This window comes from Streptacidiphilus carbonis, assembly GCF_000787775.1.
GTDB lineage: Bacteria > Actinomycetota > Actinomycetes > Streptomycetales > Streptomycetaceae > Streptacidiphilus > Streptacidiphilus carbonis.
In genome coordinates, this window is sequence record NZ_BBPM01000012.1 from 135,213 (window position 1) to 161,239 (window position 26,027).

At 70.8% G+C, this 26,027-nt stretch carries 28 protein-coding genes and 1 riboswitch; of the genes, 21 read left to right on the plus strand and 7 right to left on the minus strand.

Translation table 11 applies throughout. From position 1 onward, the window contains the following. Positions 1 to 211 precede the first annotated feature (211 nt). The 3 genes from TR46_RS12210 to TR46_RS12220 all read left to right on the plus strand — a co-directional run bounded on the left by TR46_RS12210 (position 212) and on the right by TR46_RS12220 (position 3,403). A complete protein-coding gene (locus TR46_RS12210; RefSeq protein WP_201776397.1) occupies positions 212 to 1,465 on the plus strand; it encodes an extracellular solute-binding protein in 1,254 nt (417 codons plus the stop codon). A gap of 98 nt (positions 1,466 to 1,563) precedes the next feature. Next, positions 1,564 to 2,526, plus strand: a complete 963-nt coding sequence (locus TR46_RS12215) for a carbohydrate ABC transporter permease (RefSeq protein WP_152626426.1) — start codon at positions 1,564 to 1,566, stop codon at positions 2,524 to 2,526. 1 nt (position 2,527) lies between these two features. Then, a complete protein-coding gene (locus TR46_RS12220) occupies positions 2,528 to 3,403 on the plus strand; it encodes a carbohydrate ABC transporter permease (RefSeq protein ID WP_042398416.1) in 876 nt (291 codons plus the stop codon). A gap of 69 nt (positions 3,404 to 3,472) precedes the next feature. Here TR46_RS12220 and TR46_RS12225 read toward each other — a convergent pair whose 3' ends face one another. Further along, on the minus strand, positions 3,473 to 3,826 hold the full coding sequence (locus TR46_RS12225) for a cupin domain-containing protein (protein WP_042398419.1): 354 nt from the start codon (positions 3,824 to 3,826) through the stop codon (positions 3,473 to 3,475). A 112-nt stretch (positions 3,827 to 3,938) separates the two neighbouring features. On the opposite strand from TR46_RS12225, the gene TR46_RS12230 reads away from it, so the two are divergent. The 4 genes from TR46_RS12230 (at position 3,939) to TR46_RS37835 (ending at position 7,800) form a co-directional block, all read left to right on the plus strand. Beyond that, on the plus strand, positions 3,939 to 4,166 hold the full coding sequence (locus TR46_RS12230; protein ID WP_042398421.1) for a DUF3263 domain-containing protein: 228 nt from the start codon (positions 3,939 to 3,941) through the stop codon (positions 4,164 to 4,166). 134 nt (positions 4,167 to 4,300) lie between these two features. Further along, positions 4,301 to 5,137: a trehalose-phosphatase gene (gene otsB, locus TR46_RS12235; RefSeq protein ID WP_042398423.1), complete on the plus strand. Its 837-nt coding sequence runs from the start codon at positions 4,301 to 4,303 to the stop codon at positions 5,135 to 5,137. A gap of 131 nt (positions 5,138 to 5,268) precedes the next feature. Then, positions 5,269 to 7,035, plus strand: a complete 1,767-nt coding sequence (locus tag TR46_RS12240) for a serine/threonine-protein kinase (RefSeq protein ID WP_084718359.1) — start codon at positions 5,269 to 5,271, stop codon at positions 7,033 to 7,035. A gap of 60 nt (positions 7,036 to 7,095) precedes the next feature. After that, positions 7,096 to 7,800 carry a hypothetical protein gene (locus TR46_RS37835; protein WP_052432735.1) on the plus strand — a complete coding sequence of 235 codons (705 nt, stop codon included), beginning with the start codon at positions 7,096 to 7,098 and terminating at the stop codon, positions 7,798 to 7,800. Between the two features lie 25 nt (positions 7,801 to 7,825). Here TR46_RS37835 and TR46_RS12250 read toward each other — a convergent pair whose 3' ends face one another. Then, positions 7,826 to 9,289: an alpha,alpha-trehalose-phosphate synthase (UDP-forming) gene (locus TR46_RS12250; protein ID WP_042398424.1), complete on the minus strand. Its 1,464-nt coding sequence runs from the start codon at positions 9,287 to 9,289 to the stop codon at positions 7,826 to 7,828. A gap of 30 nt (positions 9,290 to 9,319) precedes the next feature. Next, a complete protein-coding gene (locus tag TR46_RS12255; protein ID WP_042398426.1) occupies positions 9,320 to 10,339 on the minus strand; it encodes a glucosyl-3-phosphoglycerate synthase in 1,020 nt (339 codons plus the stop codon). A 175-nt stretch (positions 10,340 to 10,514) separates the two neighbouring features. After that, positions 10,515 to 10,665: riboswitch (SAM riboswitch) on the plus strand. Between the two features lie 17 nt (positions 10,666 to 10,682). On the opposite strand from TR46_RS12255, the gene thrC reads away from it, so the two are divergent. The 6 genes from thrC to TR46_RS12285 all read left to right on the plus strand — a co-directional run bounded on the left by thrC (position 10,683) and on the right by TR46_RS12285 (position 15,607). Further along, entirely contained in the window at positions 10,683 to 11,984 is a 1,302-nt protein-coding gene (gene thrC, locus TR46_RS12260) for a threonine synthase (protein ID WP_042398428.1), read from the plus strand. Further along, positions 11,981 to 12,256, plus strand: a complete 276-nt coding sequence (locus TR46_RS12265) for a MoaD/ThiS family protein (protein WP_042398430.1) — start codon at positions 11,981 to 11,983, stop codon at positions 12,254 to 12,256. The genes thrC and TR46_RS12265 overlap by 4 nt, the downstream gene beginning before the upstream one ends. A gap of 418 nt (positions 12,257 to 12,674) precedes the next feature. Further along, positions 12,675 to 12,875, plus strand: a complete 201-nt coding sequence (locus tag TR46_RS12270) for a cold-shock protein (protein WP_030255564.1) — start codon at positions 12,675 to 12,677, stop codon at positions 12,873 to 12,875. A gap of 393 nt (positions 12,876 to 13,268) precedes the next feature. Beyond that, positions 13,269 to 14,891 carry a chaperonin GroEL gene (gene groL / locus TR46_RS12275; RefSeq protein ID WP_042398440.1) on the plus strand — a complete coding sequence of 541 codons (1,623 nt, stop codon included), beginning with the start codon at positions 13,269 to 13,271 and terminating at the stop codon, positions 14,889 to 14,891. Between the two features lie 99 nt (positions 14,892 to 14,990). Beyond that, positions 14,991 to 15,353 (plus strand): DUF8819 family protein, encoded by a 363-nt coding sequence (locus tag TR46_RS12280; RefSeq protein ID WP_042398607.1) that lies wholly within the window; start codon positions 14,991 to 14,993, stop codon positions 15,351 to 15,353. Beyond that, positions 15,350 to 15,607: a DUF4031 domain-containing protein gene (locus tag TR46_RS12285; RefSeq protein ID WP_042398444.1), complete on the plus strand. Its 258-nt coding sequence runs from the start codon at positions 15,350 to 15,352 to the stop codon at positions 15,605 to 15,607. Before TR46_RS12280 ends, TR46_RS12285 begins: the two co-directional genes overlap by 4 nt. Positions 15,608 to 15,684: 77 nt before the next feature. Here TR46_RS12285 and TR46_RS12290 read toward each other — a convergent pair whose 3' ends face one another. Then, positions 15,685 to 16,350 (minus strand): HD domain-containing protein, encoded by a 666-nt coding sequence (locus TR46_RS12290; RefSeq protein WP_042398447.1) that lies wholly within the window; start codon positions 16,348 to 16,350, stop codon positions 15,685 to 15,687. Positions 16,351 to 16,445: 95 nt separating this feature from the next. Here TR46_RS12290 and TR46_RS12295 point away from each other — a divergent pair, with 95 nt between their 5' ends. Beyond that, positions 16,446 to 17,150, plus strand: coding sequence for a copper homeostasis protein CutC (locus TR46_RS12295; RefSeq protein WP_042398450.1), 705 nt, complete (start codon positions 16,446 to 16,448; stop codon positions 17,148 to 17,150). A 139-nt stretch (positions 17,151 to 17,289) separates the two neighbouring features. Here TR46_RS12295 and TR46_RS12300 read toward each other — a convergent pair whose 3' ends face one another. Next, complete coding sequence (locus TR46_RS12300) at positions 17,290 to 19,527, minus strand: HelD family protein (RefSeq protein WP_042398609.1); 2,238 nt, start codon at positions 19,525 to 19,527, stop codon at positions 17,290 to 17,292. Positions 19,528 to 19,844: 317 nt separating this feature from the next. On the opposite strand from TR46_RS12300, the gene TR46_RS12305 reads away from it, so the two are divergent. Together TR46_RS12305 and TR46_RS12310 are read left to right on the plus strand one after the other, a co-directional pair. Beyond that, positions 19,845 to 20,033, plus strand: a complete 189-nt coding sequence (locus tag TR46_RS12305; RefSeq protein WP_042398453.1) for a hypothetical protein — start codon at positions 19,845 to 19,847, stop codon at positions 20,031 to 20,033. A gap of 131 nt (positions 20,034 to 20,164) precedes the next feature. Further along, positions 20,165 to 20,917 (plus strand): DUF4232 domain-containing protein, encoded by a 753-nt coding sequence (locus TR46_RS12310; protein WP_084718361.1) that lies wholly within the window; start codon positions 20,165 to 20,167, stop codon positions 20,915 to 20,917. Positions 20,918 to 20,952: 35 nt separating this feature from the next. Here TR46_RS12310 and TR46_RS12315 read toward each other — a convergent pair whose 3' ends face one another. Then, the gene (locus TR46_RS12315; RefSeq protein ID WP_042398456.1) at positions 20,953 to 22,605 is read right to left on the minus strand and encodes a DNA repair helicase XPB; all 1,653 of its coding nucleotides are present in this window, start codon (positions 22,603 to 22,605) and stop codon (positions 20,953 to 20,955) included. A 195-nt stretch (positions 22,606 to 22,800) separates the two neighbouring features. Between TR46_RS12315 and TR46_RS12320 the strand changes: the two genes are divergently transcribed. Continuing rightward, positions 22,801 to 23,136: a MarR family winged helix-turn-helix transcriptional regulator gene (locus TR46_RS12320; RefSeq protein WP_236655310.1), complete on the plus strand. Its 336-nt coding sequence runs from the start codon at positions 22,801 to 22,803 to the stop codon at positions 23,134 to 23,136. Next, positions 23,127 to 23,285: a winged helix DNA-binding protein gene (locus tag TR46_RS44175; RefSeq protein ID WP_236655311.1), complete on the plus strand. Its 159-nt coding sequence runs from the start codon at positions 23,127 to 23,129 to the stop codon at positions 23,283 to 23,285. The genes TR46_RS12320 and TR46_RS44175 overlap by 10 nt, the downstream gene beginning before the upstream one ends. A 103-nt stretch (positions 23,286 to 23,388) precedes the next feature. Here the strand turns inward: TR46_RS44175 and TR46_RS12325 are convergent, their stop codons facing one another. Continuing rightward, on the minus strand, positions 23,389 to 23,835 hold the full coding sequence (locus TR46_RS12325; protein ID WP_042398458.1) for an anthrone oxygenase family protein: 447 nt from the start codon (positions 23,833 to 23,835) through the stop codon (positions 23,389 to 23,391). 91 nt (positions 23,836 to 23,926) lie between these two features. Between TR46_RS12325 and TR46_RS12330 the strand changes: the two genes are divergently transcribed. From TR46_RS12330 to TR46_RS12340, 3 genes are all read left to right on the plus strand, one after another. Continuing rightward, on the plus strand, positions 23,927 to 24,505 hold the full coding sequence (locus tag TR46_RS12330; protein ID WP_042398461.1) for a TetR/AcrR family transcriptional regulator: 579 nt from the start codon (positions 23,927 to 23,929) through the stop codon (positions 24,503 to 24,505). Positions 24,506 to 24,669: 164 nt separating this feature from the next. Further along, positions 24,670 to 25,338, plus strand: a complete 669-nt coding sequence (locus TR46_RS12335) for a nitroreductase (protein ID WP_042398465.1) — start codon at positions 24,670 to 24,672, stop codon at positions 25,336 to 25,338. A gap of 73 nt (positions 25,339 to 25,411) precedes the next feature. After that, on the plus strand, positions 25,412 to 26,027 hold a 616-nt coding region (locus TR46_RS12340), incomplete at its 3' end, for an SDR family oxidoreductase (protein ID WP_063770576.1).

A 26,027-nucleotide genomic window follows, 5' to 3' on the forward strand; every position in this document is an offset into this window, starting at 1 on the left:
GACCTTTTGTCCGAATAGTCGTTGCGCAGGCTGCAACGAAGTCCAGCGATTCGGTAAATGGTGTAGACCTCTTGTGCGCCCCGTGGCCAGACTGGCCGTCACAACGGGGACGGCAGATCTCGAGGCACCACTGCCGACCTTGGACTCACATTCGGACCCGGCCAGGACCGGGTCCGCATCTGCGAAGGCGGTAGTTCCAGTGAAGCGTCGTTTGCTTGCACTCTCTGCGCTCGGTGTCGCGGGCGTCATGGCCCTCACGGCCTGTTCCAGCAGCGGTTCCAAGTCCGGGTCGAGCGCCAGTGGCAACACCACCCTCAAGCTGCTGGCCCCCGACTACGGCACCGCGGGCGGTCCGGACAGCTCCCAGAAGTACTGGCAGGGCATCGCCGACGACTTCCACAAGGCGAACCCGACCATCACCGTCCAGGTGCAGACGATCGCCTGGACCAACTGGGACCAGGTCGCCACCCAGCTGCAGAACAAGCAGTACCCGGACATCCTGCTCGGCGACGCGCCCCAGGAGCTGGCCGCCAGCGGGCTGCTCTACCCGCTGACCGACGTGATGTCGGCGAGCACCATCAGCAACCTGATCCCGGTCTTCGCCAAGCAGGAGGAGAGCAACGGCGTCGCCTACGGCGCCCCGTTCACCACCAGCTCCCGCGCGCTCTTCTACAACAAGAAGCTCTTCGCCGCGGCCAAGATCACCGATGCGCCGAAGACCTGGACCGACATCCAGAACGACGCCGCCAAGATCAAGGCGCTGGGCAACGGCACCATCGGCTACGGCCTCCCGCTCGGCCCCGAGGAGGCCCAGGGCGAGTCCTACCTGTGGATGCTCGGCAACGGCGGCGGCTACGTCGACTCGTCCGGCAAGTACGCCATCAACTCGGCGGCCAACATCGAGACGTTCAACTTCCTCACCTCGATGGTCAAGGCCGGCGACACCGAGCCCAGCCCGGCAACCGTGGACCGCAAGGACATGTGGTCGGCGTTCGGCAACGGCACGGTCGGCATGGTCGGCGGCTCCGGCGCGCTGATCCCGATCATCAAGACCGCGGGCAAGCTGCAGACCTCGGACTGGGCGGTCACCACGATGCCCGGCAAGTCCGGCCCGCTGACCCAGGCCCTCGCCGTCCACGACGACATCACCGCCTTCAAGTCCGGCGGCCACGCGGCCCAGATCAAGCAGTTCCTGGACTTCGCCTACGCCGACAAGTACCAGATCCAGTTCGACAACGAGTACTCGCTGCTGCCCGCCACCACCAGCGCCTCCAAGTCGCTCTCGGCCTCGGACCCGGTCGCGGCCGGCTTCCTGGCGACCGTGCCCAACGCGGTGGTCTACCCGACCAACTCCAACTGGAACACCGTCAAGACCAAGATCCAGCAGAGCATCGGCACCGCCGCCCAGGGCACCGACCCCAGCAAGGTCCTCGGCACCCTGCAGACCTTCGCCAGCAGCAACTAGTCATCACGTAGCCACCAGTCAATCCGCACTGCCGGCGGCCGGTGCAGCGAGCCCCCGTCGCTGCACCGGCCTCCGGCGCGCACCGCATGGAGAACACCATGACCCAAACGACTCATGCCGACGTGCTGGGGCCGGCATCCGACCCGGGCGGAGACCGGCGGCCGCCGCGCCGGGCCGGGCGGTTGGCACGTGCGCTGGCACCGCTGCCCTGGATCGGCCCGGCCACCGGTCTGATCCTCTTCGTGGTGATCTGGCCGGTCATCGCGATGTTCCAGACCTCCCGCGAGCACTACTCCTCGCTGGGCGTGCTGATGGGCTCGGCGGGCTGGAACAACTTCACCCGACTGTTCGACGAGGCCGACCTCGGCGGAGTCGTGATGCGCACGGTCATCTGGGTCGTCGCGGTCGTCGCGCTGACCATGCTGATCTCCCTGGGCGTCGCCCAGATGTTCAACAAGGAGTTCCCCGGCCGCCGTTTCGCGCGCTGGGCGCTGATCGCCCCCTGGGCCGCCTCCGTGGTGATGACCTCGATCGTCTTCAGGTGGATGCTCGACCCCAACAACGGTGTCGTCTACGTCCTCCTGAAGCAGCTCGGCCTGGTCAAGAACTTCAACACCACGGACACCGGCTGGCTCGGCAACCCGACCGACGCGTTCTGGTGCGCGGTCTTCGTCGCCGTGTTCGTCTCCATCCCGTTCACCACCTACGCCCTGCTGGCCGGGCTGCAGGCGGTCCCCGCCGACGTCTATGAGGCGGCGAAGCTGGACGGCGCCTCCCCGCTGCGGACGTACTGGGCGGTCACCCTGCCGCTGCTGCGCCCCGCACTGCTGGTGGCGGCCCTGATCAATGTGATGAACGTCTTCAACTCCTTCCCCATCATCTGGGAGTTGAGCGGCGGCGGCCCCGGCAGCCAGTCGGCGACCACGACCATCTTCATGTACCAGCTGAAGCAGTCGAGCATCGGCGAGGCCGCGGCGATGTCGGTGGTCAACTTCGGCTTCATCATCGTGATCGTCCTGCTGTTCCTGCGGGCGTCCAAGTGGAACTCCGCGGAGGACTGACATGACCACCTACACCGCCACCGCGCCCGCGCGGTCCGCCGCGAAGGCCACGCCCCGCCGCCGGCCGCCGCGGCTGCGCACCGTCGTCCTGGCCGGCGGCTCCTACCTGATCGCGCTCTTCTTCCTGCTGCCGTACCTGGAAATGGTCATCACGGCGCTGCGGCCGCAGAACGAGCTCAAGGACCGCAACTACCTGCCGCACCACTTCGCGTTCTCCAACTTCACCAACATCTGGTCCACCGGCCTGGGCACCAACCTCTCGGTGAGCCTGGAGATCGCCGTCGGCTCCACCGCGCTGGTGCTGCTGGTCGCGATCCCCGCCGCCTACTACACCGCGCGGCGCGACTTCCGCGGCAAGAAGCTGTTCCTGCTGCTGGTGCTGATCACCCAGATGTTCCAGCCCACCGCGATGATCGTGGGCATCTACCGCGAGTTCCTCACCTTCAACATGATCGACTCGGTGTGGGCGCTGATCCTGGTGAACGCCGGGTTCAACATGGCCTTCGCGGTGTGGATCCTGAACGCCTACTTCGGCGCGATCCCCAAGGAGATCGAGGAGGCGGCGGTCGTCGACGGCTGCAGCCGGGTCGGCGCGATGTTCCGGGTGATCATCCCGCTGGCGATGCCCGGCATCGTCACCGCGCTCATCTTCACCTTCATCGCGGCCTGGAACGAGTTCATCGTCGCCCTGACGCTGATCTCCTCCACCGACAAGCAGCCGCTGACCGTCAAGACGTCCGACTACATCGGCCAGTACACCACCGACTGGCAGCACCTGTTCGCCGGCTCGGTGATCGCCACCATCCCGGTGATCATCCTGTTCGCCCTGATCGAGGGCAAGGTCGTCTCCGGACTGACCTCCGGCTCGGTGAAGTAGCCCTCCGGGCAAGGCGAAGCGCGGGCCTCCGAAGACCGGCGGCCCGCGCTTCCGTCTTTCCGTCCCCGGTCAGCCGAGGGTGATCTGGTACGCCTTGCGGAGCGTCTCGTGGACCGTCCACACCGTCCTGTCGCCCTCGCGCAGGACGCAGGCGTCGCCGGGTCCGACGTCGAAGGTGTCGCCGCCCTCGACGGCGATGGTCGCCCGGCCGCTGACGACGACGAAGAGCTCGTCGGCCTCGGTGTCGCCGACCGTGCCCGGGGTGATCTGCCAGATCCCGCGGACCTGCCGCCCGTCCGCGGACTCCCACAGCACCTTGCCGGAGACCTCGGGGCTGCCCGCGAGAATCTGCGACGGGTCGAGCGGGTCGGGCTCCAGATCGGCGTCCGGGACGTGTACGGCGAAGCTGCTCATGCTGGTCATGCCCCCGACGCTAGCTGGCGCGGGCACGGGCGGGGCAGCAGCACTGTGTGTCGTACCCGCACGGCAGAATGACAGGTCGTATCGTCGTACCGAGGGCGAAAGGGCGGGGCGGGTGGACGGACTCAACGACCGGGATCGTGCGGTCCTGGCGCTGGAGGCGCGTGCTTGGCGGACCCCGGGGGCGAAGGAAGCCGCGATACGGGAGCAGTTGGGGCTGGCGCCGGTGCGGTACTACCAGGTGCTGAACGGGCTGCTGGACCGTGAGGACGCGTTGGCGCACGACCCGTTGCTGGTCAACCGGCTGCGGAGGTTGCGGGAGCAACGGCGGGGTAGGCGGTAGTACGTCCGTGCACCCTTGTGCATGGCTTGTCGCGCAGTTCCCCGCGCCCCTGAGCAAGTGCAACTGGGCCAGTTGCAGCCCCCAGGGGCGCGGGGAACTGCGCGAGGAACCCACCACTACGTAGGGTCGGACACATGGCTCTCCCCGAACCCACCTCGCCCGCCGGCGAAGCCGGTCTTTCCGCGATCCGGAAGGATCCTGCCCGCGCTGTGCTGGCCTTCGACTTCGACGGCACGCTGGCGCCGATCGTCGCCGACCCCGAGCAGGCCAGAGCCCACCCCGGTGTGGTCCCCGCGCTCGCGCGGCTCGCGCCGCGGCTCGCGGCCGTCGTGGTGGTGACCGGGCGCCCCGCGGCCACCGCGGTCGAGTACGGCGGGTTCGCCGGGGTCCCCGGCCTGGAGCATCTGACCGTACTGGGGCAGTACGGGCTGCAGCGCTGGGACGCCGCGACCGGCCGGCTCACGACACCCGACCCGCTGCCCGGGATCGCCCTGCTGAGGGAGGAACTGCCCGCGCTGCTGGGCGAGGACGGGGTCTGGCTGGAGGACAAGGGCCACGCCCTCGCCGTGCACACCCGTCGTACCGCCGACCCCGACGCCGCCCTCGCCGCCCTGGACGCGCCGCTGCGCGCGGCCGCCGCCAGGCACGGGCTCGCGGTGGAGCCCGGGCGGATGGTGCTGGAGCTGCGGCCGCCCGGGATGGACAAGGGCGTCGCCCTCACCGCCTTCCTGCGCGAGCAGGACGCCGCCTCGGTGCTCTTCGCCGGGGACGACCTGGGGGACCTCGCCGCCTACGACGCGGTCGACACTCTGCGCGCCGCGGGTACGGTCGACGGCCTACTCGTCTGCAGCGCGCCCACGACCGGGGAGCCCCCGGTCCGGGCCGTCGCGGACCGGGCCGATGTCGTGGTGTCCGGCCCGGAAGGCGTGGTGGGCCTCCTGGAGGCGCTGGCCGACGCCCTCGGCTGCTGATCGAACCGCTTCCGTTCGTGATCCGACCATCCGTCAACGAAGGGCCAACCGCAGCATAACGGTGATATTTCAAGCCCACCCTGCCCTCTCCCGAGGCGCTACCTTCCGTGTGACGCATGGGGGGAACGGCAATGGAATGGACAGTGCCCGGGTATCGGCATACCCGGGAGTTGGGCTCAGGAGCGAGCGGGCGCGTCGTACTGGCGCTGCACGAGGAGAACGGCACGCCGGTCGCCATCAAGTACCTGGGGGAGGAGCTGCGGCTCGACCCGGACTTCCTTGAGGAGTTCCGCGGCGAGGCACGGCTGCTGGGGGACCTGGACACGCCGTACGTGGTGCGGCTGTGGGAGTACGTGGAAAGCGCGCAGGGCGCCGCCATCGTGATGGAGCTGGTCGACGGGATCGCGCTGCGGGCGCTGCTGCGGCAGGCCGGGGCGACCGGTCCGGAGGCGGCCCTGGTGGTGCTGAAGGGCTCGCTGCTGGGGCTCGCGGCAGCACATGCGATGGGGGTGGTGCACCGGGACTACAAGCCGGAGAACGTCCTGGTCGCGGCTGACGGGTCGTCGAAACTGGTCGACTTCGGGATCGCGGTGCGCAACGGCGCCGACGGCCGCATCGCCGGCACCCCGCCCTACATGGCGCCCGAGCAGTGGACCGGCGACCCGGCCTCCGCGGCCGCCGACGTCTACGCCGCGACGGCCACCTTCTTCGAGTGCCTCACCGGCCACCGGCCCTATCCGGGCACGGAGTTCGCCGAGCTGGTGGTGCAGCACACCACCGCGCCCATCCCGGACGAGGAGGCGCCCGAACCCGTCCGCCCGCTGATCCGGCGCGGCCTGGCGAAGACCGCGGAGGAGCGGCCCGACAGCGCGGCGGAGTTCGTCGCCGAGCTGGAGGCGGTCGCGGGCGCCGCCTACGGCGAGGACTGGGAGGAGCGGGGCCAGCGGAAGCTGGCGGCCCTGGCGGCGCTGCTGCCGCTGCTGTTCCCCTCGGCGGGGGGCGTGCCTGACGGCACGACGGCACTGGCACGGACCACGCTGGGCGACGGGGCCGGGGCAGGCGCAGGGGCAGGCGCAGGTGCCGGTGCGGGCATCGGCGCCGGGCTCGGCGGGCGCATCATCCGCAAGCGGGTGCTGGTCGGGGGGCTCGTCGGCGGCATCGTGCTGGGCCTGCTCGGCGGGGGCTACGCCTCCGGCGTGATCGGCACCGGCACCACCACGGTGGCCGATCCGATCCCGATCGCCGTCACCACCGTCACCCCGTCGTCCCCCGGTCCCACCACCCCCGCCCCTGCTCCCACCCTTTCGGCTTCGGCCTCTGCTTCACCATCGATCACGGCCTCGGCCTCTGCGACCGCCCCGCTGGGCGGCACCCTCCCGACCACCGCCCCACCGACCACAGCCAAACCCATCACCGCAGCCCCCACCACCACCAAACCCACCACCGCCCCGCCCACGACAGCGCCTCCCACGACCGCCCCGACGACCATTACCGTGCCCTCCGTGCTGGGAGACCCTGTGGGTACCGCTCAGAGCACCCTCATCGCAGCCGGCTTCGCGAAGGGGAACATCGGTGTGACCCAGACCTGCGATGCCAACGGACCGGTCGTGTACGCGCAGAGCGTGGCCGGAGGGCAGAAGGCCGCCGTCGGCAGCACGATCCAGCTCACGGCCCGCTACGCCGACTGCGTCGCCTACTCGAATGAGATCGACCAGTACGCAATCACAGCGCTCAAGGCTCTGCAGAGCGAGGGCTTCACCGTCTCCGCCCCGAGTTGCGCGACGTCGGTCACAGGAGCGGAACCTGTCGTCGTCGCACAGGCACCCGGTGTGGGCAATGGGTATCTGCGGACATCCACCACGGTCACTCTGACATGTCGTCCCATCACCATCGGCTGACCCGGCTCCACGAACGAGCACCAGGGAACTCTTCAAGACCGAGCTGAAAGGGCGACACCGATGACCCCCTACGACGAACCCCGGGACGCGCCCCCGCCCGACAACCGCACGGTGAACCTCGGTGGGTTCGGCGGGCCTCCGCCCGACACCGGGACGGTGCACCTGGGCGGGTACAACCCGGTGCCCGGGTTCGAGGCCGCGCCCAGCGTGTTCGCCCCGGTGCCGCCTCCGGAGGAGGAGGCTTCGCCGGAGAGCCTGATCCGGTTCGGGCCCGGGGTGCCCGACCCCAGGACCGCTCGGACCATCGACGTGTGGCAGGGCAACGCCCCCGGCCCGGACGCCGCATCGCACCGCGGTGCGGCCGAGCAGAAGCGCCGCCACCCGGGGCGCTACGTCCTGGCCGGTGCGGTCCTGCTCGCCGTCGTCGGCTTTCTGCTCTGGCAGCGCCTCGCGACCCCGCTGTCCGTCGGCTCGGTGACGGTCTCGGCGAGCAGGGCCGAGCTGACCTGCGGTCAGACCGAGCTGGTCACCGCCACCCTGCACACCAACGGCGGCTCGGGAACGGTGCACTACCAGTGGGTCCGCAGCGACGGCACCGTCAGCAGCCCGCTGACCCAGTCCGTCCCGTCCGGTGTGCACCAGGTGCCGCTGCCGCTGCGCTGGACGGTGACCGGGCAGGGCAACTTCCAGGGGGCGGCGACACTGAAGATCACCTCGCCCGGGTCCGCCACCGGCACCGCCGTCTTCAACTACTCCTGCAGCTGACCTACTCCTACTCCTACGCCTACGACTACGCCTGATCGTCGGTCAGCGCCCGGTACTGCGACAGGAACCAGGCCGAGGGCGGCAGCGCCGTGCTCGCTGACGCCAGCCGCTTGCAGCGGTCGGAACGTTCCGCCTCCGGCATGGTGAGCGCGGTGTGCAGGGCCTCGGCGGTGGCGATGACGTCGTAGGGGTTGACGGTCACCGCGTCGTCGCCGAGCTCCTCGTAGGCGCCGGCCTCCCGGGACAGCACCAGCGCGCAGCCCTCGTCGGAGACCACCGGGACCTCCTTGGCGACCAGGTTCATCCCGTCCCTGATCGGATTGACCAGGGCCACGTCGGCGAGGCGGTAGGCGGCCAGGGAGCGGGCGAAGTCGTCGTCGACCTGGAGCAGGACCGGCTGCCAGCTCGGGGTGCCGAACTCGTCGTTGATCTCCTGTGCGGTGCGCAGCACCGAGGCGGTGTACTCGCGGTACTCCGGCAGGTCGTGCCGCGAGGGGTAGGCGAAGGCCACGTGGACCACCCGGTCCAGCCATTCGGGGCGGCTCCGCAGCAGGTGCCGGTAGGCGTGCAGACCGCGGACGATGTTCTTGGAGAGCTCGGTGCGGTCGACCCGGACCACGGTGCGGCGGCCGCCGACGGCCTCGCGCAGCGCGGCCAGCCGGGAGTCCACGTCGGGCCGGTGGGACCGCTCGCGCAGGAAGTCGCCGTCGGCACCGAGCGAGTGCACGCCCAGCGCCGTCGTCCGGCCTTCGTGCGTGACGGTCATCACGTCACGGTCCCCACCGCTGCCACGGTCGACCTCGGCGCCGAGGACCGCCTCGCAGCAGTCGGCGAAGGCCGAGGCCCAGCGCCGGGTGAGGAAGCCGGCCCGGTCCGCTCCGAGGATGCCGACCAGCACGTCCCTGGCGATGTCGTCGGGCAGCAGCCGGTAGTAGTCCGGCGGGGCCCAGGGGGTGTGCGAGAAGTGTCCGATCCGCAGGTCCGGACGCAGCTCCCGGAGCAGCCGCGGTGTCAGTGACAGGTGGTAGTCCTGGACCAGCACCGTCGCCCCGGGCGCCGCGGACTCGGCCAGGGCCTCGGCGAAGGCGGTGTTGTAGGCCTCGTAGGAGGTCCACTCGCGACGGAAGGAGGCGCCGAAGACCGGGGTGGTCGGGGTGTTGTAGATCAGGTGGTGGACGAACCACAGGGTGGAGTTGGCGATGCCGTTGTAGGCGCGGGCGAAGGTGCCCGGGTCGATGTCCAGCATGCGTACCGAGGGGTCGCCCAGCTTGCCCTGCCGGGTCGCGGCGCGGTCGCCCTCGGAGAGCGCGGCGCAGACCCACACCGACTCGACCTCGTCGCCGATGGCGCTCAGCCCGGAGACCAGGCCGCCGCCGCCCCGGCGGGGCGTCAGCGTGCCGTCGTCCTCCACGGTGAAGGAGATCGGCCCCCGGTTGGAGGCGAGCAGGATCCGTGCCTGGTGCTGTTCGGACGGGCGTGCGTTGACCATGGTGCAAAGCCTTGCCTGTGCGGAGTGGGGTCAAACGTCCGTGCTGGTCGGAGTGCTGGTCGTCATGCCGGTCGTCGTGCCCGTCAGCGTGGCGATCGGCGGGCGCTCGGTGGTCGGCAGGTCGACCGTGGTCGGGGTGAAGCCGGCCTCGGTGCGGGTGAACTGGGTGAGGGTGGGGCGGGCCAGGCCCTCGACGGCCTTGCTGTGATCGCCGCAGGCGCTGTGGCCGCCGCGGGTGAGCCGGTCCAGGGCGGTGAGGTGGATGGTGGCCGCCATCCGGCCCAGGGCCAGCGAGTCCTGGTGCCGGTGGTGCCGCACGCCCACGTCCACCTGGGCCAGCGCGTCCAGGCCGGCCAGTTCCAGGGCGTCCACCAGCAGACCCAGCTCCACGCCGTAGCCGGTGGCGAAGGGCAGCTGCTCCAGCAGCGTGCGCCGGGCCGCGTACTCGCCGCCGAGCGGCTGGACGAAGCCGGCCAGCAGCGGCCAGTAGAGGTTCAGCAGCGGGCGGGCGACCAGCTCGGTGACCCGGCCGCCGCCGGCCGGGATGGTGCCGGTGTCGGTCTCCAGCGGCCGGTCGTACATCGCCTTGACGAAGGCCACGTCCGGCTCGGTGAGCAGTGGTCCGATGATCCCGGAGACGAAGGCGGGGTCGAACTCGCGCAGGTCGGCGTCGATGAAGCAGACGATGTCGCCCCGGGTCACCAGCAGCGACCGCCAGAGCACCTCGCCCTTGCCCGGCAGGGCGGGCAGGTCGGGGAGGATCTCGTCCCGGTGCACCACCCTGGCCCCGGCCGCCGCCGCGGCCTGCCCGGTGCGGTCGGTGGAGCCGGAGTCGACCACCACCAGCTCGTCGACCAGCGGCACCGCCTGCATCAGCTCGCGGCGGATCGCGCCGACGATCGCGCCGACGGTGGCCTCCTCGTCCAGCGCGGGCAGCACCACGCTGACGGTGGCGCCGCTCGCCCGCTTGGCGGACAGCAGGTCCGGCAGCGGCCGGTCGGCGGCCGTCCAGGAACGGCGGCGCAGCCAGTCGGCGACCTCGTCAAGCACGTGACTCCTCGGCTGGTGGTGCTGTCTCGCCTCGCGGACAGCCCGTGATCGGTGGGCGGGGCTTCGGTTACAGTCTTGGGGACGACGCCTCCCCGCCGCACGGCGGGGTTGTTGAACGTTCAGGTCAACAGTCGTCACCACAAATGCGTTCCGGCAGTGGTCCGGTCCGCCATAGAGCTCATCCAGAGGGACTGAGGGAACGGCCCGTCGAAGTCCCGGCAACCCTCCTGCCAGAGACAAAGCCGCAGCTCACACGCTGTTGAGGCCCTGGTGGGGAAGGTGCCAATTCCGTCCTGCGGCGAAACGCGTCGCGGGGAAGATGAGGAGAGAGGGCCTCGCCATCATGGCTGCTGCAGTAACCGCCGAGTCGTTCGACGCCGACGCCGTCACCGACCGCTCCGCCTTCGGGCCCGCCGTCGCCCTGTCCTGCAGGGAGTGCGGCGCGCGCACCGCACTCGCCCCGGACTTCGCCTGTACCGCGTGCTTCGGACCCCTTGAGGTGGCCTACGAGCTGCCCACCGGCGACCCCGAGGCACTGCGCGCCCGCATCGAGGCGGGCCCCACCAACATCTGGCGCTACGCGCCGCTGCTGCCGGTCTCCGCCGACGTGGCCTCCCGGCCCAACCTCAACCCCGGCTGGACCAAGCTGGTCAAGGCCGACAACCTGGCCCGCGAGCTGGGCGTGACCGGCGGCCTGTACGTCAAGGACGACTCCGGCAACCCCACCCACTCCTTCAAGGACCGGGTGGTCGCGATCGCCGTCGAGGCGGCCCGCACCTTCGGCTTCACCACCCTCTCCTGCTCCTCCACCGGCAACCTGGCCGGCGCGGTCGGCGCGGCCGCCGCCCGCACCGGGCTGCGGTCCTGCGTGTTCATCCCGCACGACCTGGAGCAGGGCAAGGTGGTGATGGCCGCCGTGTACGGCGGCGAGCTGGTCGGCATCCAGGGCAACTACGACGACGTGAACCGCTTCTGCTCGGAGCTGATCGGCGACCCGGTCGGCGAGGGCTGGGGCTTCGTCAACGTCAACCTGCGTCCCTACTACGGCGAGGGCTCCAAGACCCTGGCGTACGAGATCTGCGAGCAGCTGGGCTGGCGGCTGCCGGACCAGATCGTGATCCCGATCGCGTCGGGCTCGCAGCTGACGAAGATCGACAAGGGTCTCAAGGAGCTGATCGCCCTCGGCCTGGTCGAGGACAAGCCCTACAAGATCTTCGGCGCCCAGGCCGAGGGCTGCTCCCCGGTCTCGGTGGCCTTCAAGGCCGGCCATGACGTGATCCGGCCGCAGAAGCCCGACACCATCGCCAAGTCGCTGGCCATCGGCAACCCGGCGGACGGCCCCTACGTCCTGGACATCTGCCGCCGCACCGGCGGTGCGGTCGAGGATGTGAACGACGAGCAGGTGGTGGACGCGATCAAGCTGCTGGCCCGCACCGAGGGCATCTTCGCCGAGACCGCCGGCGGGGTGACGGTCGGCGTGCTGCAGAAGCTGATCAAGAACGGCCTGCTCGACCCGGCCGCCGAGACCGTGGTCCTCAACACCGGCGACGGTCTGAAGACCCTGGACGCGGTGGAGCCCACCACCGGCCTGTCCGCCACCATCCGCCCCACCCTTGACTCGTTCCGAGAGGCTGGCCTCGCATGAGTGTCTCCGTCCGCATCCCGACCATCCTGCGCACCTACACCGGCGGCGCCGCCGAGGTCGCGGCCGAGGGCGCGACCCTCGCCGCGGTCATCGACGACCTGGAGGCCAACCACAACGGCATCCGCGGCCGCATCCTCGACGACAGCGGCAAGCTCCGGCGCTTTGTGAACGTGTATGTGAACGAGGACGACGTGCGCTTTGCCGACGGCCTGGAAACGGCCACTCCGGACGGCGCCGGGATCTCGATCATTCCCGCCGTCGCGGGTGGCTGAAATTCGCCGTTGTGACTCCCGGCAGGCCGGGGCGCCCCTTCCGGAGGGTGCCCCGGCTTTTTCCGTGGTCCGGGAGAGGTAGAGTGGCTTCCGGTTACCCCTGTTACTGCGCGGCCAATCCCCACCTGTCCCGTTGACTGAGACGGCAGTGGGCGCGGAGCCGTTGCCCGGGCTACAGAATTTCTCCGGAGAAATGCCGGACAGGTCCGCTTTGTCCTGGTCATTTTGCCGAGCTTTGTTGCGATAACAATCGCTCCGCCCCTTAACGCCCCCCAAGAATTCCCTCACTTATGCCCTGTTGCGGAGGGCATCCGAGTGGATACATTCAGCGTCGGCCGAAGCGTTGCGCGCTGCGCGGCGGTTCGGTCCGGTCCGCGGAGTGCGGTCCGTGAAAGGGCCAGTAATAGGGGAGTTTGGAATGGCTCAGGGCACCGTCAAGTGGTTCAACGCGGAGAAGGGGTACGGCTTCATCGCGGTCGACGGTGGTGCGGACGTGTTCGTCCACTACAGCGCGATCCAGATGGACGGGTACCGGTCGCTCGAAGAGGGCCAGCGGGTCGAGTTCGAGATCTCGCAGGGTCAGAAGGGTCCGCAGGCGGACATGGTCCGTGTGGTGTGACCCCCGGTCGAGCGATCGCTGACTGATGACAGGACCGGCCGAGCCTCGTTCCGAACGAAGCACAACGCAGGTCTTCCGGTAGGCCCGTACCCCCCGGGGTGCGGGCCTACCGGCGTCCCGGGTCGGTTGAGTCCTGGACCTGACCACCCATCTGCTTGCCCCCACCCGTCGCCCGACCACCACCCCTCATCGAGCCGCCCTTCGGGCAGCGCCTTGCACTCTCGGGGGCAGAGTGCTAATCATTGGCGTTAGCACTCTGAGGTAGAGAGTGACAACGGGCCGGGTAGGTGAGGCCCCGGACGCGGCGGGAAGTGACCGCCGTACGCCGGGTCCGTCCGTCGCGGGCGCCAGCGCGGTCCACACGCAGCCACCCTGTCCGGGAGGACCACTTCCATGGCCAAGATCATTGCGTTCGACGAGGAAGCTCGTCGCGGCCTTGAGCGCGGGATGAACCAGCTCGCCGACGCTGTCAAGGTCACGCTCGGCCCCAAGGGCCGCAACGTCGTCCTGGAGAAGAAGTGGGGCGCCCCCACGATCACCAACGACGGTGTCTCCATCGCCAAGGAGATCGAGCTCGAGGACCCGTACGAGAAGATCGGTGCCGAGCTCGTCAAGGAGGTCGCCAAGAAGACGGACGACGTCGCCGGCGACGGCACCACCACCGCCACCGTGCTGGCCCAGGCCCTCGTCCGCGAGGGGCTGCGCAACGTCGCGGCCGGCGCCAACCCGATGGCCCTGAAGCGCGGCATCGAGAAGGCCGTCGAGGCCGTCTCCGCCCAGCTGCTGGAGCTGGCGAAGGACGTGGAGACCAAGGAGCAGATCGCCTCCACCGCGTCCATCTCCGCCGCCGACCCGCAGATCGGCGAGCTCATCGCCGAGGCGATGGACAAGGTCGGCAAGGAAGGCGTCATCACCGTCGAGGAGTCGCAGACCTTCGGGCTGGAGCTTGAGCTCACCGAGGGCATGCGCTTCGACAAGGGCTTCATCTCCGCCTACTTCGCCACCGACCTGGAGCGTATGGAGACGTCCTTCGACGACCCGTACATCCTGATCGCCAACTCCAAGATCGGCGGGGTCAAGGACCTGCTCCCGATCCTGGAGAAGGTCATGCAGTCCGGCAAGCCGCTGCTGATCATCGCCGAGGACGTCGAGGGCGAGGCCCTGTCGACCCTGGTGGTCAACAAGATCCGCGGCACCTTCAAGTCCGTCGCCGTCAAGGCCCCGGGCTTCGGCGACCGCCGCAAGGCCATGCTCGGCGACATCGCCATCCTCACCGGTGGCACGGTCATCTCCGAGGAGGTCGGCCTCAAGCTGGAGAACGCCGGTCTGGAGCTGCTCGGCCGCGCCCGCAAGGTCGTCATCACCAAGGACGAGACCACCATCGTGGACGGCGCCGGCGAGAGCGACCAGGTCGCCGGCCGGGTCAACCAGATCCGCGCCGAGATCGAGAACAGCGACTCGGACTACGACCGCGAGAAGCTCCAGGAGCGCCTGGCGAAGCTCGCGGGCGGCGTGGCCGTCATCAAGGCCGGCGCCGCGACCGAGGTCGAGCTCAAGGAGCGCAAGCACCGCATCGAGGACGCCGTCCGCAACGCGAAGGCCGCCGTCGAGGAGGGCATCGTCGCCGGTGGTGGCGTCGCGCTGCTGCAGGCCGGGGTCGCCTTCGAGAAGCTGGAGCTGGAGGGCGACGAGGCCACCGGCGCCAACATCGTCAAGGTCGCCCTTGAGGCCCCGATCAAGCAGATCGCCTTCAACGCCGGCCTCGAGGGCGGCGTCGTGGTGGAGAAGGTGCGCAACCTTCCGGCCGGCCACGGTCTGAACGCTGCCACCGGCGAGTACGTCGACCTGGTCGCCGCTGGCATCATCGACCCGGCCAAGGTCACCCGCTCCGCCCTGCAGAACGCGGCCTCCATCGCCGCGCTCTTCCTCACCACCGAGGCCGTCATCGCCGACAAGCCGGAGAAGGCCTCGGCCCCTGCGGGCGGCGGCATGCCCGGTGGCGACATGGACTTCTGATCCTCCGGATCAGTCGTTCGAGCATTGCCTGTTGTTCTGCGAGGCGGTCCTCCCCGGCCAGGGGAGGGCCGCCTCGCGGCATGAGGGAAGATGGAAGCCATGGATGCCGAGACCGTTGAAGCCGCACTGCACAGTGCCCGGGCCGGGGTGCTGCGCGACCTCACGACCCGCGACATAGCCGATGCCGGGGTCGTCTCGCTGCTGGAGGACGCGGTGGCGCAGCGGCGCTGGTGGGTGGAGCAGTGGCCGGACGGTGCCGAGTTCCTGCTGGGGCTGGTCGCCCAGGACATCCAGGACGCCCTGCTCGACTCCTACGGCCGCTGGCCGCTGTGCGGGTCCTGCGCGGTCGAGGGGGAGCTGCAGGCGCTGAGCGTCGAGCCCGAGCTGGGGCCGGATCCGCACTGGGTGTGCGAGAAGGAGGGCGTCGTGGTCGCCGCGGTCGGAAGTCTCGGGCCGGCATGATCCTGATCGATCCGCCGGCGGTGCCGGGGCACGGGCGACTGTGGTCGCACCTGGTGAGTGACAGCTCCCTGGCGGAGCTGCATGCGTTCGCACGGGCGCTGGGGGTGCCCGAGCGGGGGTTCGAGCGGGACCACTACGACGTGCCCGAGCGGTTGTACGAGGCGGCGGTGGCGGCGGGGGCGGAGGCCGTTTCGAGCCGTGAGCTGGTCCGCAGGTTGACGGAGGCGGGGTTGCGGCGGAGGAAGCGGTCGTAGTGCGGGCTGTGCATGGTTTCTGTTCGCGCAGTTCCCCGCGCCCCCATGGGGGCGCGGGGAACTGCGCGACAAGCCCGCTACGGGCGTAGGGCGTTCAGCTCCATCATGAGGTTGGTGCGGGCTGCGGCGCCGTAGCGGGCCCGGGCTGCGGCGGTGCTGTAGAGGCGCGGCAGGTCCAGGAGTTGCCGCAGGATCGCCGCGCGACCGTCGCGGAAGGCCGCGTCCGGGACGAAGGAGTACTCCTCGCGGACGGCCGCCGCGTAGGCGGCGTATGCCGTGGGGGAGCCGCCCAGCACCGCGAGGTCCGCGTCGGAGAGGACGGCGCCGTTGCGGTCGCCCTCGGCCGCCTCGTGAGTGGTGGTGAGCCGGACCAGGCGGGCCGCCTCCGCGGTGACCGCAGCCGGAACCCCTGCCTCCGGCAGCACCCGCTCGGCGAGCCTCGCGCTGCGCTCCTCGTTCTCGGAGCGGTCCGGCGCGTACACGGCGTCGTGGAACCAGGCGGCCAGCCGGACCGCGTCGGCGTCCTCCGCCTCGTCCGCGAGCTCGTCCGCGACGTCCAGGACCGCGGCCAGATGGCTCAGCGTGTGGTACCTCCGTTGCGGCTCCGACCAGCGGCGGAGCAGTTCGTCGCCGAAGGGTGCGGGGGCCGGTGACCCCTCGGCGGCGACCCGTCCGAGGAGGGTGTTCCAGCGGTCCAGGAGCGCCGCGGCGAGCGCGGTGTCGGGGTGCGGGTGCGTCGGCATGACGCCATTGTGAACGAGAGCGGTCGCGGAATTTGTGCGATCAAGGGACGATCAGGACTCGCCGTGCGGCGGCCGGATATGGCAGGCTTAGCGATATGTCTAGACCAATCTTCGAGGTTATCGCCACGTCCGCGCAGGATGCGGTGGCAGCGGCTGCCGGTGGTGCCGACCGTTTGGAGTTGGCCGGCGACATGGCCGCCGACGGACTCACCCCCTCGGTCGAGGAGTTCGCCCGGATCCGCTCCGCCGTGCACATCCCGCTGCGGGTGATGCTGCGCGACGGGGACGGCTTCCTGCCGAGGGATCTCGGCGCCCTCGCCGAGACGGCACAGGCGCTGCGCGCCGAGGGCGCGGAGGAGTTCGTCCTGGGCTTCCTGACCCCTCAGGGGGCGGTCGATCTGGACGCCGTGCGCACGGTGCTGACGGCGATCGACGGCTGCAGCTGGACGTTCCACCGGGCGCTGGACAACGCGGCGGACCGGGAGGCGGTGCGGGCCGCGATCGACGGGTTGCCGGGATTGGACACCGTGCTGACCGCGGGGTCCCCGGCCGGGGTGGCGGACGGGCTGGACGTTCTGGCGGCGGAGGCGAAGCGGGCCGGGCAGCCCGGGTACGGGCCGAAGATCCTGGTGGGCGGGGGGCTCAAGTCCCAGCATGTGCGCGGGCTGCTGGCCCAGGGGATCGACGGGTTCCACGTGGGCGGGATGGTCCGCAGCGGGGGGTGGGACACGCCGGTGGACACCGGGTTGGTGCAGGAGTGGCGGCGGCTCGTCGACTCCGAGGCCCACGCGGCGGCGTAGCGGTGCCACGGGGGGTGGGGGAACCGCGCGGTTCGGCGTGCACCTCGGTGCATGGCTGGTCGCGCAGTTCCCCGCGCCCCTGTGTGGTGCGACTTGCTCACGGCGGTTCAGTTGCGGCCCCAGGGGCGCGAGCCGCGCGCTAGCCGGCGAGCGCCGCGGGCAGTGGGCGGGTGTGGAGGACGGTGAGGCCTGAGACCGGGCGGGTGAGGCAGACGTAGAGGCGGCGGAGGCCGGTGCGGGGGTCGGGTTCGGCGTCGACGATGGCGGCGGGTTCGTCGAGGACGACGTAGTCGTACTCCAGGCCCTTGGCCAGGGAGGCGGGGACCAGGGTGAGCCGGGAGGCGGCGGAGGTCTCGGTGCCCGGGGCCAGGTGGGGCATCCCGGCCGCGTCCAGCGCGGCGGCGAGCAGCGGGACGCGGTGGTCCGCGGCGATCAGGCCGATGGAGCCCTCCTGGCGGAGCGTCTCGCGGCAGGCGGCGACCACGGCGTCGGTGAGCGCGGCCGGGGTGGCCGAGACGGTGGCGTCCAGCGCGGCGGCGTCGTTCAATGCCGCGGTGTCCTCCGGTGCGGGCGCCGGGATGTGGCGGATCGTCAGCGCGCCGTGGGACTCGCGTACCGAGTCGGCCGGCTCCAGGTCGGGGGCGATGCCGGGCAGCAGCCGGGAGGCGTAGCGGATCACCTCGCTGGGGACGCGGAAGGTCTTGTTCAGCGCCTCGATCCTGGAGCCCGGCTTCCCCAGGTGCCGCAGCGCCTCGGCCCAGGTCCCGGTGGCCCACGGGGTGGTGCCCTGGGCGATGTCGCCGAGGACGGTGGCCGATCCGGTCGTGCAGCGGCGGCCGACGGCCCGGTACTGCATCGGGGAGAGGTCCTGGGCCTCGTCCAGGACGACATGGCCGAGCGAGTGGGTCCGCTCGACCAGGTCGCGGGCCTCGTCCACCAGCACGGCGTCGGCCAGCGACCAGGGCGCGGACTTCACGCTGCGCGGGGGCTTGGCCCAAAGGACGGTCCGCTGCTCCTCGGGGATGAGGATGCCGTCGGCGCACTCGGCCAGGAAGGCGGCGTCGGACAGCAGCCGGAAGACCAGCTTGGCCGGGTCCACCGCCGGCCAGATGGCCTTCACCGCGGCCTTCACGGCGGGGTTGCGGGCCACCGCGTCCTGGACCCGGTCGTCGGGCGCCTCGCCGCCGTTCTCCATCTTCACCAGGACGGCGTGCGCGATCCGCTGCGGGAGGGCGGCCAGGGCGGCGCCGTAGCGGATGTCACGGTCCATCAGCTCCTGGGCCAGCTCCTCCAGTTCGTAGGCCGGGATGCGCCAGCGGCGGGAGCCGCGGACCACCACGCAGGGCTCGGTGGGCATCCGGATGCCGGAGCGGACCGCGCGCTGGAGCACCTGCGCCATCCGGGCGTCGCCCTTGACGACGGCGGCGTCGGCGGGGTCGGCGCCGCTCACCCGCACCTGGGAGACCAGCTCCTCCACGGTGGCCTGGGCCACGTCCAGCTCGCCCAGCGCGGGCAGCACCTGCTCGATGTAGTGCAGGAAGGACCGGTTCGGGCCGATGACCAGGGTGCCGGTGCGGGCCAGCCGCTCCCGGTGGGCGTAGAGCAGGTAGGCGACACGGTGTAGGCCGACGGCGGTCTTCCCGGTGCCGGGCGCTCCCTGGACGCAGACGGTGCCGTGCACGTCGGCGCGGACGATCTCGTCCTGCTCGGGCTGGATGGTCGCGACGATGTCGCGCATCGGGCCGACACGGGGGCGTTCGATCTCGGCCGTCAGCAGGGCGCTGGCCTGCCCCACCTCCTCGGCGTCGGTGAGGTGCTCGTCCTCGTAGGCGGTGAGCTCGCCGCCGGTGTAGCCGAAGCGCCGGCGCAGGTCCACGTCCATCGGATCCTTGCGGCTGGCGCGGTAGAACGGCTGGGAGACCGGGGCGCGCCAGTCGATGACCATGGGGTCGCCGTCGGCGTCGTGCACGTGCCGGCGGCCGATGTAGAACTGCTCGCCCTCCCTCCCCCAAACTTCGTCCGGGGGTGCCCCCTGCCCGACCACCACCCCCTTCCGCGGCGCTTCGCGCCCAGCCTCTTCGGCGCCCTCGGCCAGGTCCATCCCCGGCGCGTGGAGGTAGTCCAGGCGGCCGAAGAACAGCGGGGTGTGGGCGAGGTCGGCGAGGGCCTTGATCCGGTCGGACATCTCGCGCTGGAGGATGGCCGCGTTCACCCAGTTCCCGGTGACGTCGGCGAGGTCCAGCGACTCCACGTCGGCACGCATGGCGGCCAGCGCCGCGCGGGAGTGGGCGAGGTGGTCGCGTTCGCGTTGCAGGGGGTCGGCAGAGCCGGGGGAGGTGGACGGTACGGGCGTGTGATCGCTGTCAAGCGAGGGCACGGTGAAGCCTTCCCGGCTGCGGAACACCGGGGGGTGCCCGGCGCGCAGCGGTCTCAAGGATCGGTGATATTGAGTTCGGAAGCCGTCCGGTACCGACCGGGCGGCGCGCTCCCAAGCACTCGGGGACGAGGGGGAGGCGGCAGAGCGGACATGGTAGACCCATGGTCGGGACGTTGGCCAACGAATTGATTCGTCGGATCAGGGAGAACCCTGACTCAAGGGGGATGCCGGGTACCCCGTTCGGACGACATGTCGCACCCCCGGGGATCGCCCTGCGGTCCGACGACCGCGCGGGTCGAAAAACCTACGGTTGAACCATGGCTACCGCACAGTTCTCCCCGAAGGCCGTGGCCGGCCCCAGCGCCCGCCACGGCAGTACCGTCGTCGATCACGACCACACCGCCGATGACCACCGGCACCGCCCCGTGCGCACCGCGCTGCGCGGCGCCGGGATCTTCCTCGACACCGCCTGGCGGGTCGTCCTGCTCGGACGCGAGGGTTTGTGACCGTTCGGTCACCGCTGTCACAGGCGTGTCACCGGAGCAACCAGAGCTTTCCCGGGCTGCGTATAAAGATCACGTGAGGCCGGACCGCAGCGGTGCGAGTTCCGCATTCGGCCTTGGGGTGGGGAGTTCTGATGGGTGTTCAGCTGCGTACTCGGCGGATTGCGGCGACGGTCGGCATGGCGCTGGCGGCGGGGGCCGCGCTCACCGCCTGCCAGGGCAGCGCGACGGGGAGTGTGACGGCCGGGGGCGCCGCCGGGAGCGGCGGGGCGTCGGCCTCCGCGGTGGCGAGCGCCGACGGGGGGTCGACCGGGAGCACCGGAACCACCGGCGGCGCGGGCACCTCCGCTCCGTCGGCGGCACCCACCGGCGGGGGTTCGGGCAGCGGTTCTGGCGGCAGCGGTTCGAGCGGCGGTTCGGGCGGCACCACGACCACCTCGGCGACCGGCGCCGGCTGCAGGACCTCGAACCTGGGCTTCTCCTTCGGCCCCGACAGCGGGGCCCAGTCGGTGGGCAGCCAGGGCGGGATCGGCGTGGTGCTCACCAACCGGGGCAGCGGCAGCTGCACCCTGCACGGCTTCCCGGGGGTCGACATCGTCAGCAAGAGCGGTGCGCACTGGTCGCTCACCCGGCAGTCCAAGGGCGTCGGCACGGTGACGCTCAGGTCGGGCGCCACCGCCTCCTTCGAGATCACCTACCTGCCGTTCGACTCCGCCAACCCCGGCGAATCGCTGGCGTTCAACGCCGTGAGCCTGCTGGTCACCCCGCCCGGTGAGACCCACTCCGCCACGCTGAAGTGGGACGGCTTCGCCGACGTGATGGACCAGAGCGGCGCCACTCACCCCGGCACCTACGTCGGCCCCGTGGTGGCCGGCAACGGCAGCTGACAGGCGGTCGGCTGACGGACGGTCAGTGGGAGCGGTCAGACGTCGTCGCCCGCCAGGACGTCGTCCGCGTCGATGATCCGGTAGGCGTAGCCCTGCTCGGCCAGAAAGCGCTGGCGGTGCGCCGCGAAGTCCTGGTCGATGGTGTCCCGGGCGACGACCGAGTAGAAGTGCGCGGTGTGCCCGTCCGCCTTGGGACGGAGCACCCGGCCCAGCCGCTGGGCCTCCTCCTGGCGGGAGCCGAAGGTGCCGGAGACCTGGATGGCGACGGTGGCCTCGGGCAGGTCGATGGAGAAGTTGGCGACCTTGGACACCACCAGCACGGTGATCTCGCCGTTGCGGAACGCGTCGAAGAGCTTCTCGCGCTGCAGGTTGGTGGTCTCCCCCTTGATCACCGGGGCGTCCAGCACCTCGCCGAGCTCGTCCAGCTGGTCGATGTACTGCCCGATGACCAGGGTGGGGGTGCCGCGGTGCTTCTCCACCAGTGCCTGGGTGACCCGGCGCTTGGTCGCCGTGGTCGCGCAGAAGCGGTAGCGCTCCTCGGGCTCGGCGGTGGCGTAGGCGAGCCGCTCGCCGTCGGTCAGGGTGACCCGGACCTCGACGCAGTCGGCGGGGGCGATGTAGCCCTGGGCCTCGATCTCCTTCCACGGGGCGTCGAAGCGCTTGGGGCCGATCAGCGAGAACACGTCGCCCTCGCGGCCGTCCTCGCGGACCAGCGTCGCGGTCAGGCCGAGCCGGCGGCGGGCCTGGAGGTCGGCGGTGAACTTGAAGACCGGGGCCGGCAGCAGGTGCACCTCGTCGTAGACGATCAGGCCCCAGTCGCGGGAGTCGAACAGCTCCAGGTGCGCGTAGACGCCCTTCCGCTTGGTCGTCATCACCTGGTAGGTGGCGATGGTGACCGGGCGGATCTCCTTCCTGGTGCCGCTGTACTCGCCGATCTCGTCCTCGGTCAGCGAGGTGCGCTTGACCAGCTCGTGCTTCCACTGGCGGGCCGAGACGGTGTTGGTGACCAGGATCAGGGTGGTCGCCTTGGCGGTGGCCATCGCGGCCGCGCCGACCAGGGTCTTGCCGGCCCCGCAGGGGAGCACCACCACGCCGGAGCCGCCGTGCCAGAAGCCCTCGACCGCCTGCTCCTGGTAGGGGCGCAGCGACCAGCCGTCCTGGTCCAGCTCGATCGGGTGCGCCTCGCCGTCCACGTAGCCGGCCAGGTCCTCGGCCGGCCAGCCCAGCTTCAGCAGCACCTGCTTGATCTGCCCGCGCTCGGAGGGGTGCACCGCCACGGTGTCCGGGTCCAGCCGGGCGCCGACCAGCGGGACGATCTTCTTGGAGCGCAGCACCTCCTCCAGCACCGGACGGTCGGTGCTGGTCAGCACCAGCCCGTGGACCGGGTGCTTGGACAGGGTGAGCCGCCCGTAGCGGGCCATGGTGTCGGCCACGTCCACCAGCAGCGCGTGCGGCACCGGGTAGCGCGAGTAGCGCACCAGCGCGTCCACCACCTGCTCGGCGTCGTGCCCCGCCGCCCGGGCGTTCCACAGCCCCAGCGGGGTCACGCGGTAGGTGTGGACGTGCTCGGGCGCCCGCTCCAGCTCGGCGAAGGGCGCGATGACCCGTCGGCACTCGTCGGCCAGCGGGTGGCCGGTCTCCAGGAGCAAGGTCTTGTCGGATTGAACGATGAGGGGACCATCGGACACGGGGGAGCCTCCGGAGCGCCGAGAGAAAGGGCAGACCCTCCAGTGTGCCAGGCCGGTGAGGTTACCCGGGCGGGGTCGCACTCCCCGCCCCCGCAGCCCAGCCCCGCCCCCGCCCGCCCGATCGGCCCCGGGCGCTGTCCCGCAGCCCGGATTCGGTTTCACTCGATACCGTATCGAGTGACGTAGCCTGGCCCGATGGCCGCCGACGTTCCTGACAGAGCTGTGGCCCCGCGTGCGACCGACCGCCCCGGGGACCCCTCGCCGTTCGCTCTCGGGCTGCTGCTGCGCCGGGCGCACTGGCGCGCGGCGGCGGTGATGGGGGAGGCGCTGCGCCCCTTCGGCATCGAGCTGCGGCACTTCGCCGTGCTGATCGTGCTCGCCAACGACGGGCCCACGGTGCAGCGGGACCTGGCGGCGGCCACGGGTTCGGACAAGGCGGGGATCATGCGGGTCGTGGACGACCTGGAGCGCAAGGGCCTGGCCGTGCGCAAGGCGGTCCCGGGGGACCGGCGGGGCGGGCGGTGGAGCTGACCCCGCAGGGGCTGCAGGTCTTCGACGCGGTCCATGTGGCGGCGGAGCCGCTCGCCGGGCGTCTGGTCGCCGAACTGGCACCCGGCGAACCCGAGCGGCTGACGGATCTGCTGACCCGGCTCGCCCATCCCGCGGACGACGAGGCGTAGGCGCGCCCTCGTACGGCGTAAGGCGTAAGGCGTGCGGATGCGCGAACGGTCGGGGGAGGGCGGCGTTCCCGCCTGCCCTCCCCCGGCCGCAGCTGCCCCCGGGTCAGGTGAGGGAGGTGACCAGCAGGGTGAAGGCGGCGATGATGACGGCGACGCGGGCGTAGTGGAAGCGGTTCCAGCGGTTCAGCTGCTCCTGCCAGTCCGCGGGCCGGTTCTCGGGGGTCCAGGTCTTGTTGCGGTTGTTGATCGGGACGAGCAGCAGAATCGACATGATCACGCTGACGATCAGCAGCGCGGCGGCGGTGACGACCAGTGAGGTGCCGTGGTGGTGCCATCCGGTGACGGCCCAGAGTGCGGCGAGGATCAGCGAGCCGATGTACCAGAACGGCATGACGGCGCCGAGCATCCGGCCTCCGTGGGCATGGCCGGCTTGCTTGCTGTCCTCGGGCAGGGCGTTGAGGATCGGGTCGATGACGAAGAGGACGGAGAACTCCACTCCCACCATCAGGCCGACGACCACGGTGGTGATGACCTCGAGTGCGTTGAGCATGATGACCCCTCCTGGGATCTAGCGCTGCTAGCTGATGAGGCAACACTAGTGCTACTGCCGCTTGGTTGTCTAGCGGTGCTAGGATCCAATTATGTCGCTACAGGAACGCAAGGAACGCGAACGGGCGGGCCGCGAGCGCCTCATCGTGGCAACGGCCCGCGAAATCGCCGAGGGGCAGGGCTGGGACGCGGTCACCACCCGCCGGCTCGCCGAGCGCATCGAGTACAGCCAGCCCGTCCTCTACAGCCACTTCCGGGGCAAGCGCGAGATCATCGGCGCCGTCGCCCTGGAGGGCGCCACCGAGATGGCCGCGGCGGTGCGGGGCGCGGCCTCCGGCGCGAACGGCCCGCGCGAGCGGGTCGCCGCGCTGGCCCGCGCCTATCTGGACTTCGCCGAGCGCAACCCGGCGGTCTACGACGCCATGTTCCAGCTCGACGGCGGTCTGACGTTCGCCCGGGAGGACACCCCGGAGCCGCTGAAGGATGCCTTCGCGGCCCTGCTGGAAAGCCTCGGCGAGGTCGCCGGGGACGGTGTCCACCCGGGGTTGTTCACCGAGACGTTCTGGGCGGCGCTGCACGGACTCGCCACCCTGACCCGGGCCGGACGGCTCCCGCCGGAGCACACCGAAATCAGGGTGGAACTGCTGGTGGACCGCCTCGCCATCGCCTGAGGCACCATCCGGGCGGGCATGCAGCCCGAGCCCTCGGGCTCGGGCTGCATGCCCGCCTCTTCCGTATCGCTCCCGTCCTCGATCGAGATCGTTTCATCTAATACGGTATTGAATGATACTATCGTGAGTGCAACGAAGGTGGATACGGATGGAGGCGGGCGGTCTTGGACGTCTACGAAGCGGTCGCGAGCAGACGGGCGGTGCGGGGGTTCGCCGACCGCCCGGTCCCGCGGGAGACGCTGGAGCGCGCTCTGGCCGCTGCGGCCTGGGCGCCGTCGGGATCGAACCTGCAGCCGTGGCACGCGTACGTGGTGACCGGCGGGCCGCTGGCCGGGATCAAGAAGCGCGTCGGTGAGCGTCTGGCCTCGGGCGAGCCCTGGGACGAGGCGGAGTACGAGATGTACCCGGCGGCGCTGAAGTCGCCCTACCGCGAACGCCGGTCGGCCTTCGGCGAGCAGCGCTACGGCGCGCTCGGCATCGGGCGCGAGGACTGGGAGGCGCGGCAGCGGGCCGCCGCCGCGAACTGGGACTGCTTCGGTGCGCCCGCCGCCCTGTTCTGCTACCTCGACCGCGACATGGGCCGGCCGCAGTGGTCCGACGTCGGCATGTATCTGCAGACCGTCATGCTGCTGCTCCGCGCCGAGGGGCTGCACAGCTGCCCGCAGATGTCCTGGGCGAAGTTTCACGGCACCGTCGCGGAGGTGCTGTCGCCCCCGGGTGAACTCGTCCTCTTCTGCGGCATGTCGATCGGCTTCGAAGACGTCGCCGCAGGTGAAGCCCGTACTGGCCGGGCACCGTTGGACGAGACGGTCACGTTCGTCGACGGCCTGTGACGCTGCTCCTCGCCCCGGCCGGAAAACCTCCCATATGCCATATTCGGCACATAACCTCAATGAAAGGCATGTCATGAAGATCGCAGTCATCGGCGGCACCGGGCTGATCGGCTCACAGGTCGTCAAGAACCTGAACGCCGCCGGACACCAGGCGGTGCCGCACTCGCAGTCCACCGGGGTCGACGTCATCAGCGGCCAGGGAGTGGAGGCGGCGGTGGCGGGAGCCGACGTCGTCGTCAACCTGACGAACTCGCCGACCTTCGACGAAGCCTCCCCGGCCTTCTTCCGGACCTCGATGGACAACCTGCTGGCCGCGAGCCGGAAGGGCGGCGTCGGCCACTTCGTCATCCTCTCGATCGTCGGCGTGGAGCTGGTGCCGGAGCTGGACTACTACCGGGCCAAGGTGCTCCAGGAGAAGCTCCTGGTGGACTCGTCGGTGCCCTACTCGATCGTCCGGGCGACGCAGTTCATGGAGTTCATGGAGGGCGCCCTGTTCTGGACGGCCGACGCCGACACCGTCCGGCTGCCCGCCACGCCGGTCCAGCCCATCGCCGCCAAGGACGTGGCCGCCGCGGTGGCGGAGGTCGCCGCGGGCGCCCCGCTGAACGGCATCCACGCCATCGGCGGCCCCGAGATCTTCACCCTGGACGAACTGGGCCGGATCACCCTGTCGCACAAGGCGACCGCCG

Coding starts and splice junctions, on each gene's coding strand:
- TR46_RS12215 (WP_152626426.1), top strand. CDS start 1,564: ATGACCCAAACGACTCATGCCGACGTGCTGGGGCCGGCATCCGACCCG.
- TR46_RS12310 (WP_084718361.1), top strand. CDS start 20,165: ATGGGTGTTCAGCTGCGTACTCGGCGGATTGCGGCGACGGTCGGCATG.
- TR46_RS12330 (WP_042398461.1), top strand. CDS start 23,927: ATGTCGCTACAGGAACGCAAGGAACGCGAACGGGCGGGCCGCGAGCGC.
- groL (WP_042398440.1), top strand. CDS start 13,269: ATGGCCAAGATCATTGCGTTCGACGAGGAAGCTCGTCGCGGCCTTGAG.
- TR46_RS12250 (WP_042398424.1), bottom strand. CDS start 9,289: ATGGTCAACGCACGCCCGTCCGAACAGCACCAGGCACGGATCCTGCTC.
- TR46_RS12240 (WP_084718359.1), top strand. CDS start 5,269: ATGGAATGGACAGTGCCCGGGTATCGGCATACCCGGGAGTTGGGCTCA.
- otsB (WP_042398423.1), top strand. CDS start 4,301: ATGGCTCTCCCCGAACCCACCTCGCCCGCCGGCGAAGCCGGTCTTTCC.
- TR46_RS12225 (WP_042398419.1), bottom strand. CDS start 3,826: ATGACCAGCATGAGCAGCTTCGCCGTACACGTCCCGGACGCCGATCTG.
- TR46_RS12270 (WP_030255564.1), top strand. CDS start 12,675: ATGGCTCAGGGCACCGTCAAGTGGTTCAACGCGGAGAAGGGGTACGGC.
- TR46_RS12295 (WP_042398450.1), top strand. CDS start 16,446: ATGTCTAGACCAATCTTCGAGGTTATCGCCACGTCCGCGCAGGATGCG.
- TR46_RS12280 (WP_042398607.1), top strand. CDS start 14,991: ATGGATGCCGAGACCGTTGAAGCCGCACTGCACAGTGCCCGGGCCGGG.
- thrC (WP_042398428.1), top strand. CDS start 10,683: ATGGCTGCTGCAGTAACCGCCGAGTCGTTCGACGCCGACGCCGTCACC.
- TR46_RS12320 (WP_236655310.1), top strand. CDS start 22,801: ATGGCCGCCGACGTTCCTGACAGAGCTGTGGCCCCGCGTGCGACCGAC.
- TR46_RS12290 (WP_042398447.1), bottom strand. CDS start 16,350: ATGCCGACGCACCCGCACCCCGACACCGCGCTCGCCGCGGCGCTCCTG.
- TR46_RS12305 (WP_042398453.1), top strand. CDS start 19,845: ATGGCTACCGCACAGTTCTCCCCGAAGGCCGTGGCCGGCCCCAGCGCC.
- TR46_RS12265 (WP_042398430.1), top strand. CDS start 11,981: ATGAGTGTCTCCGTCCGCATCCCGACCATCCTGCGCACCTACACCGGC.
- TR46_RS12220 (WP_042398416.1), top strand. CDS start 2,528: ATGACCACCTACACCGCCACCGCGCCCGCGCGGTCCGCCGCGAAGGCC.
- TR46_RS12325 (WP_042398458.1), bottom strand. CDS start 23,835: ATGCTCAACGCACTCGAGGTCATCACCACCGTGGTCGTCGGCCTGATG.
- TR46_RS37835 (WP_052432735.1), top strand. CDS start 7,096: ATGACCCCCTACGACGAACCCCGGGACGCGCCCCCGCCCGACAACCGC.
- TR46_RS12285 (WP_042398444.1), top strand. CDS start 15,350: ATGATCCTGATCGATCCGCCGGCGGTGCCGGGGCACGGGCGACTGTGG.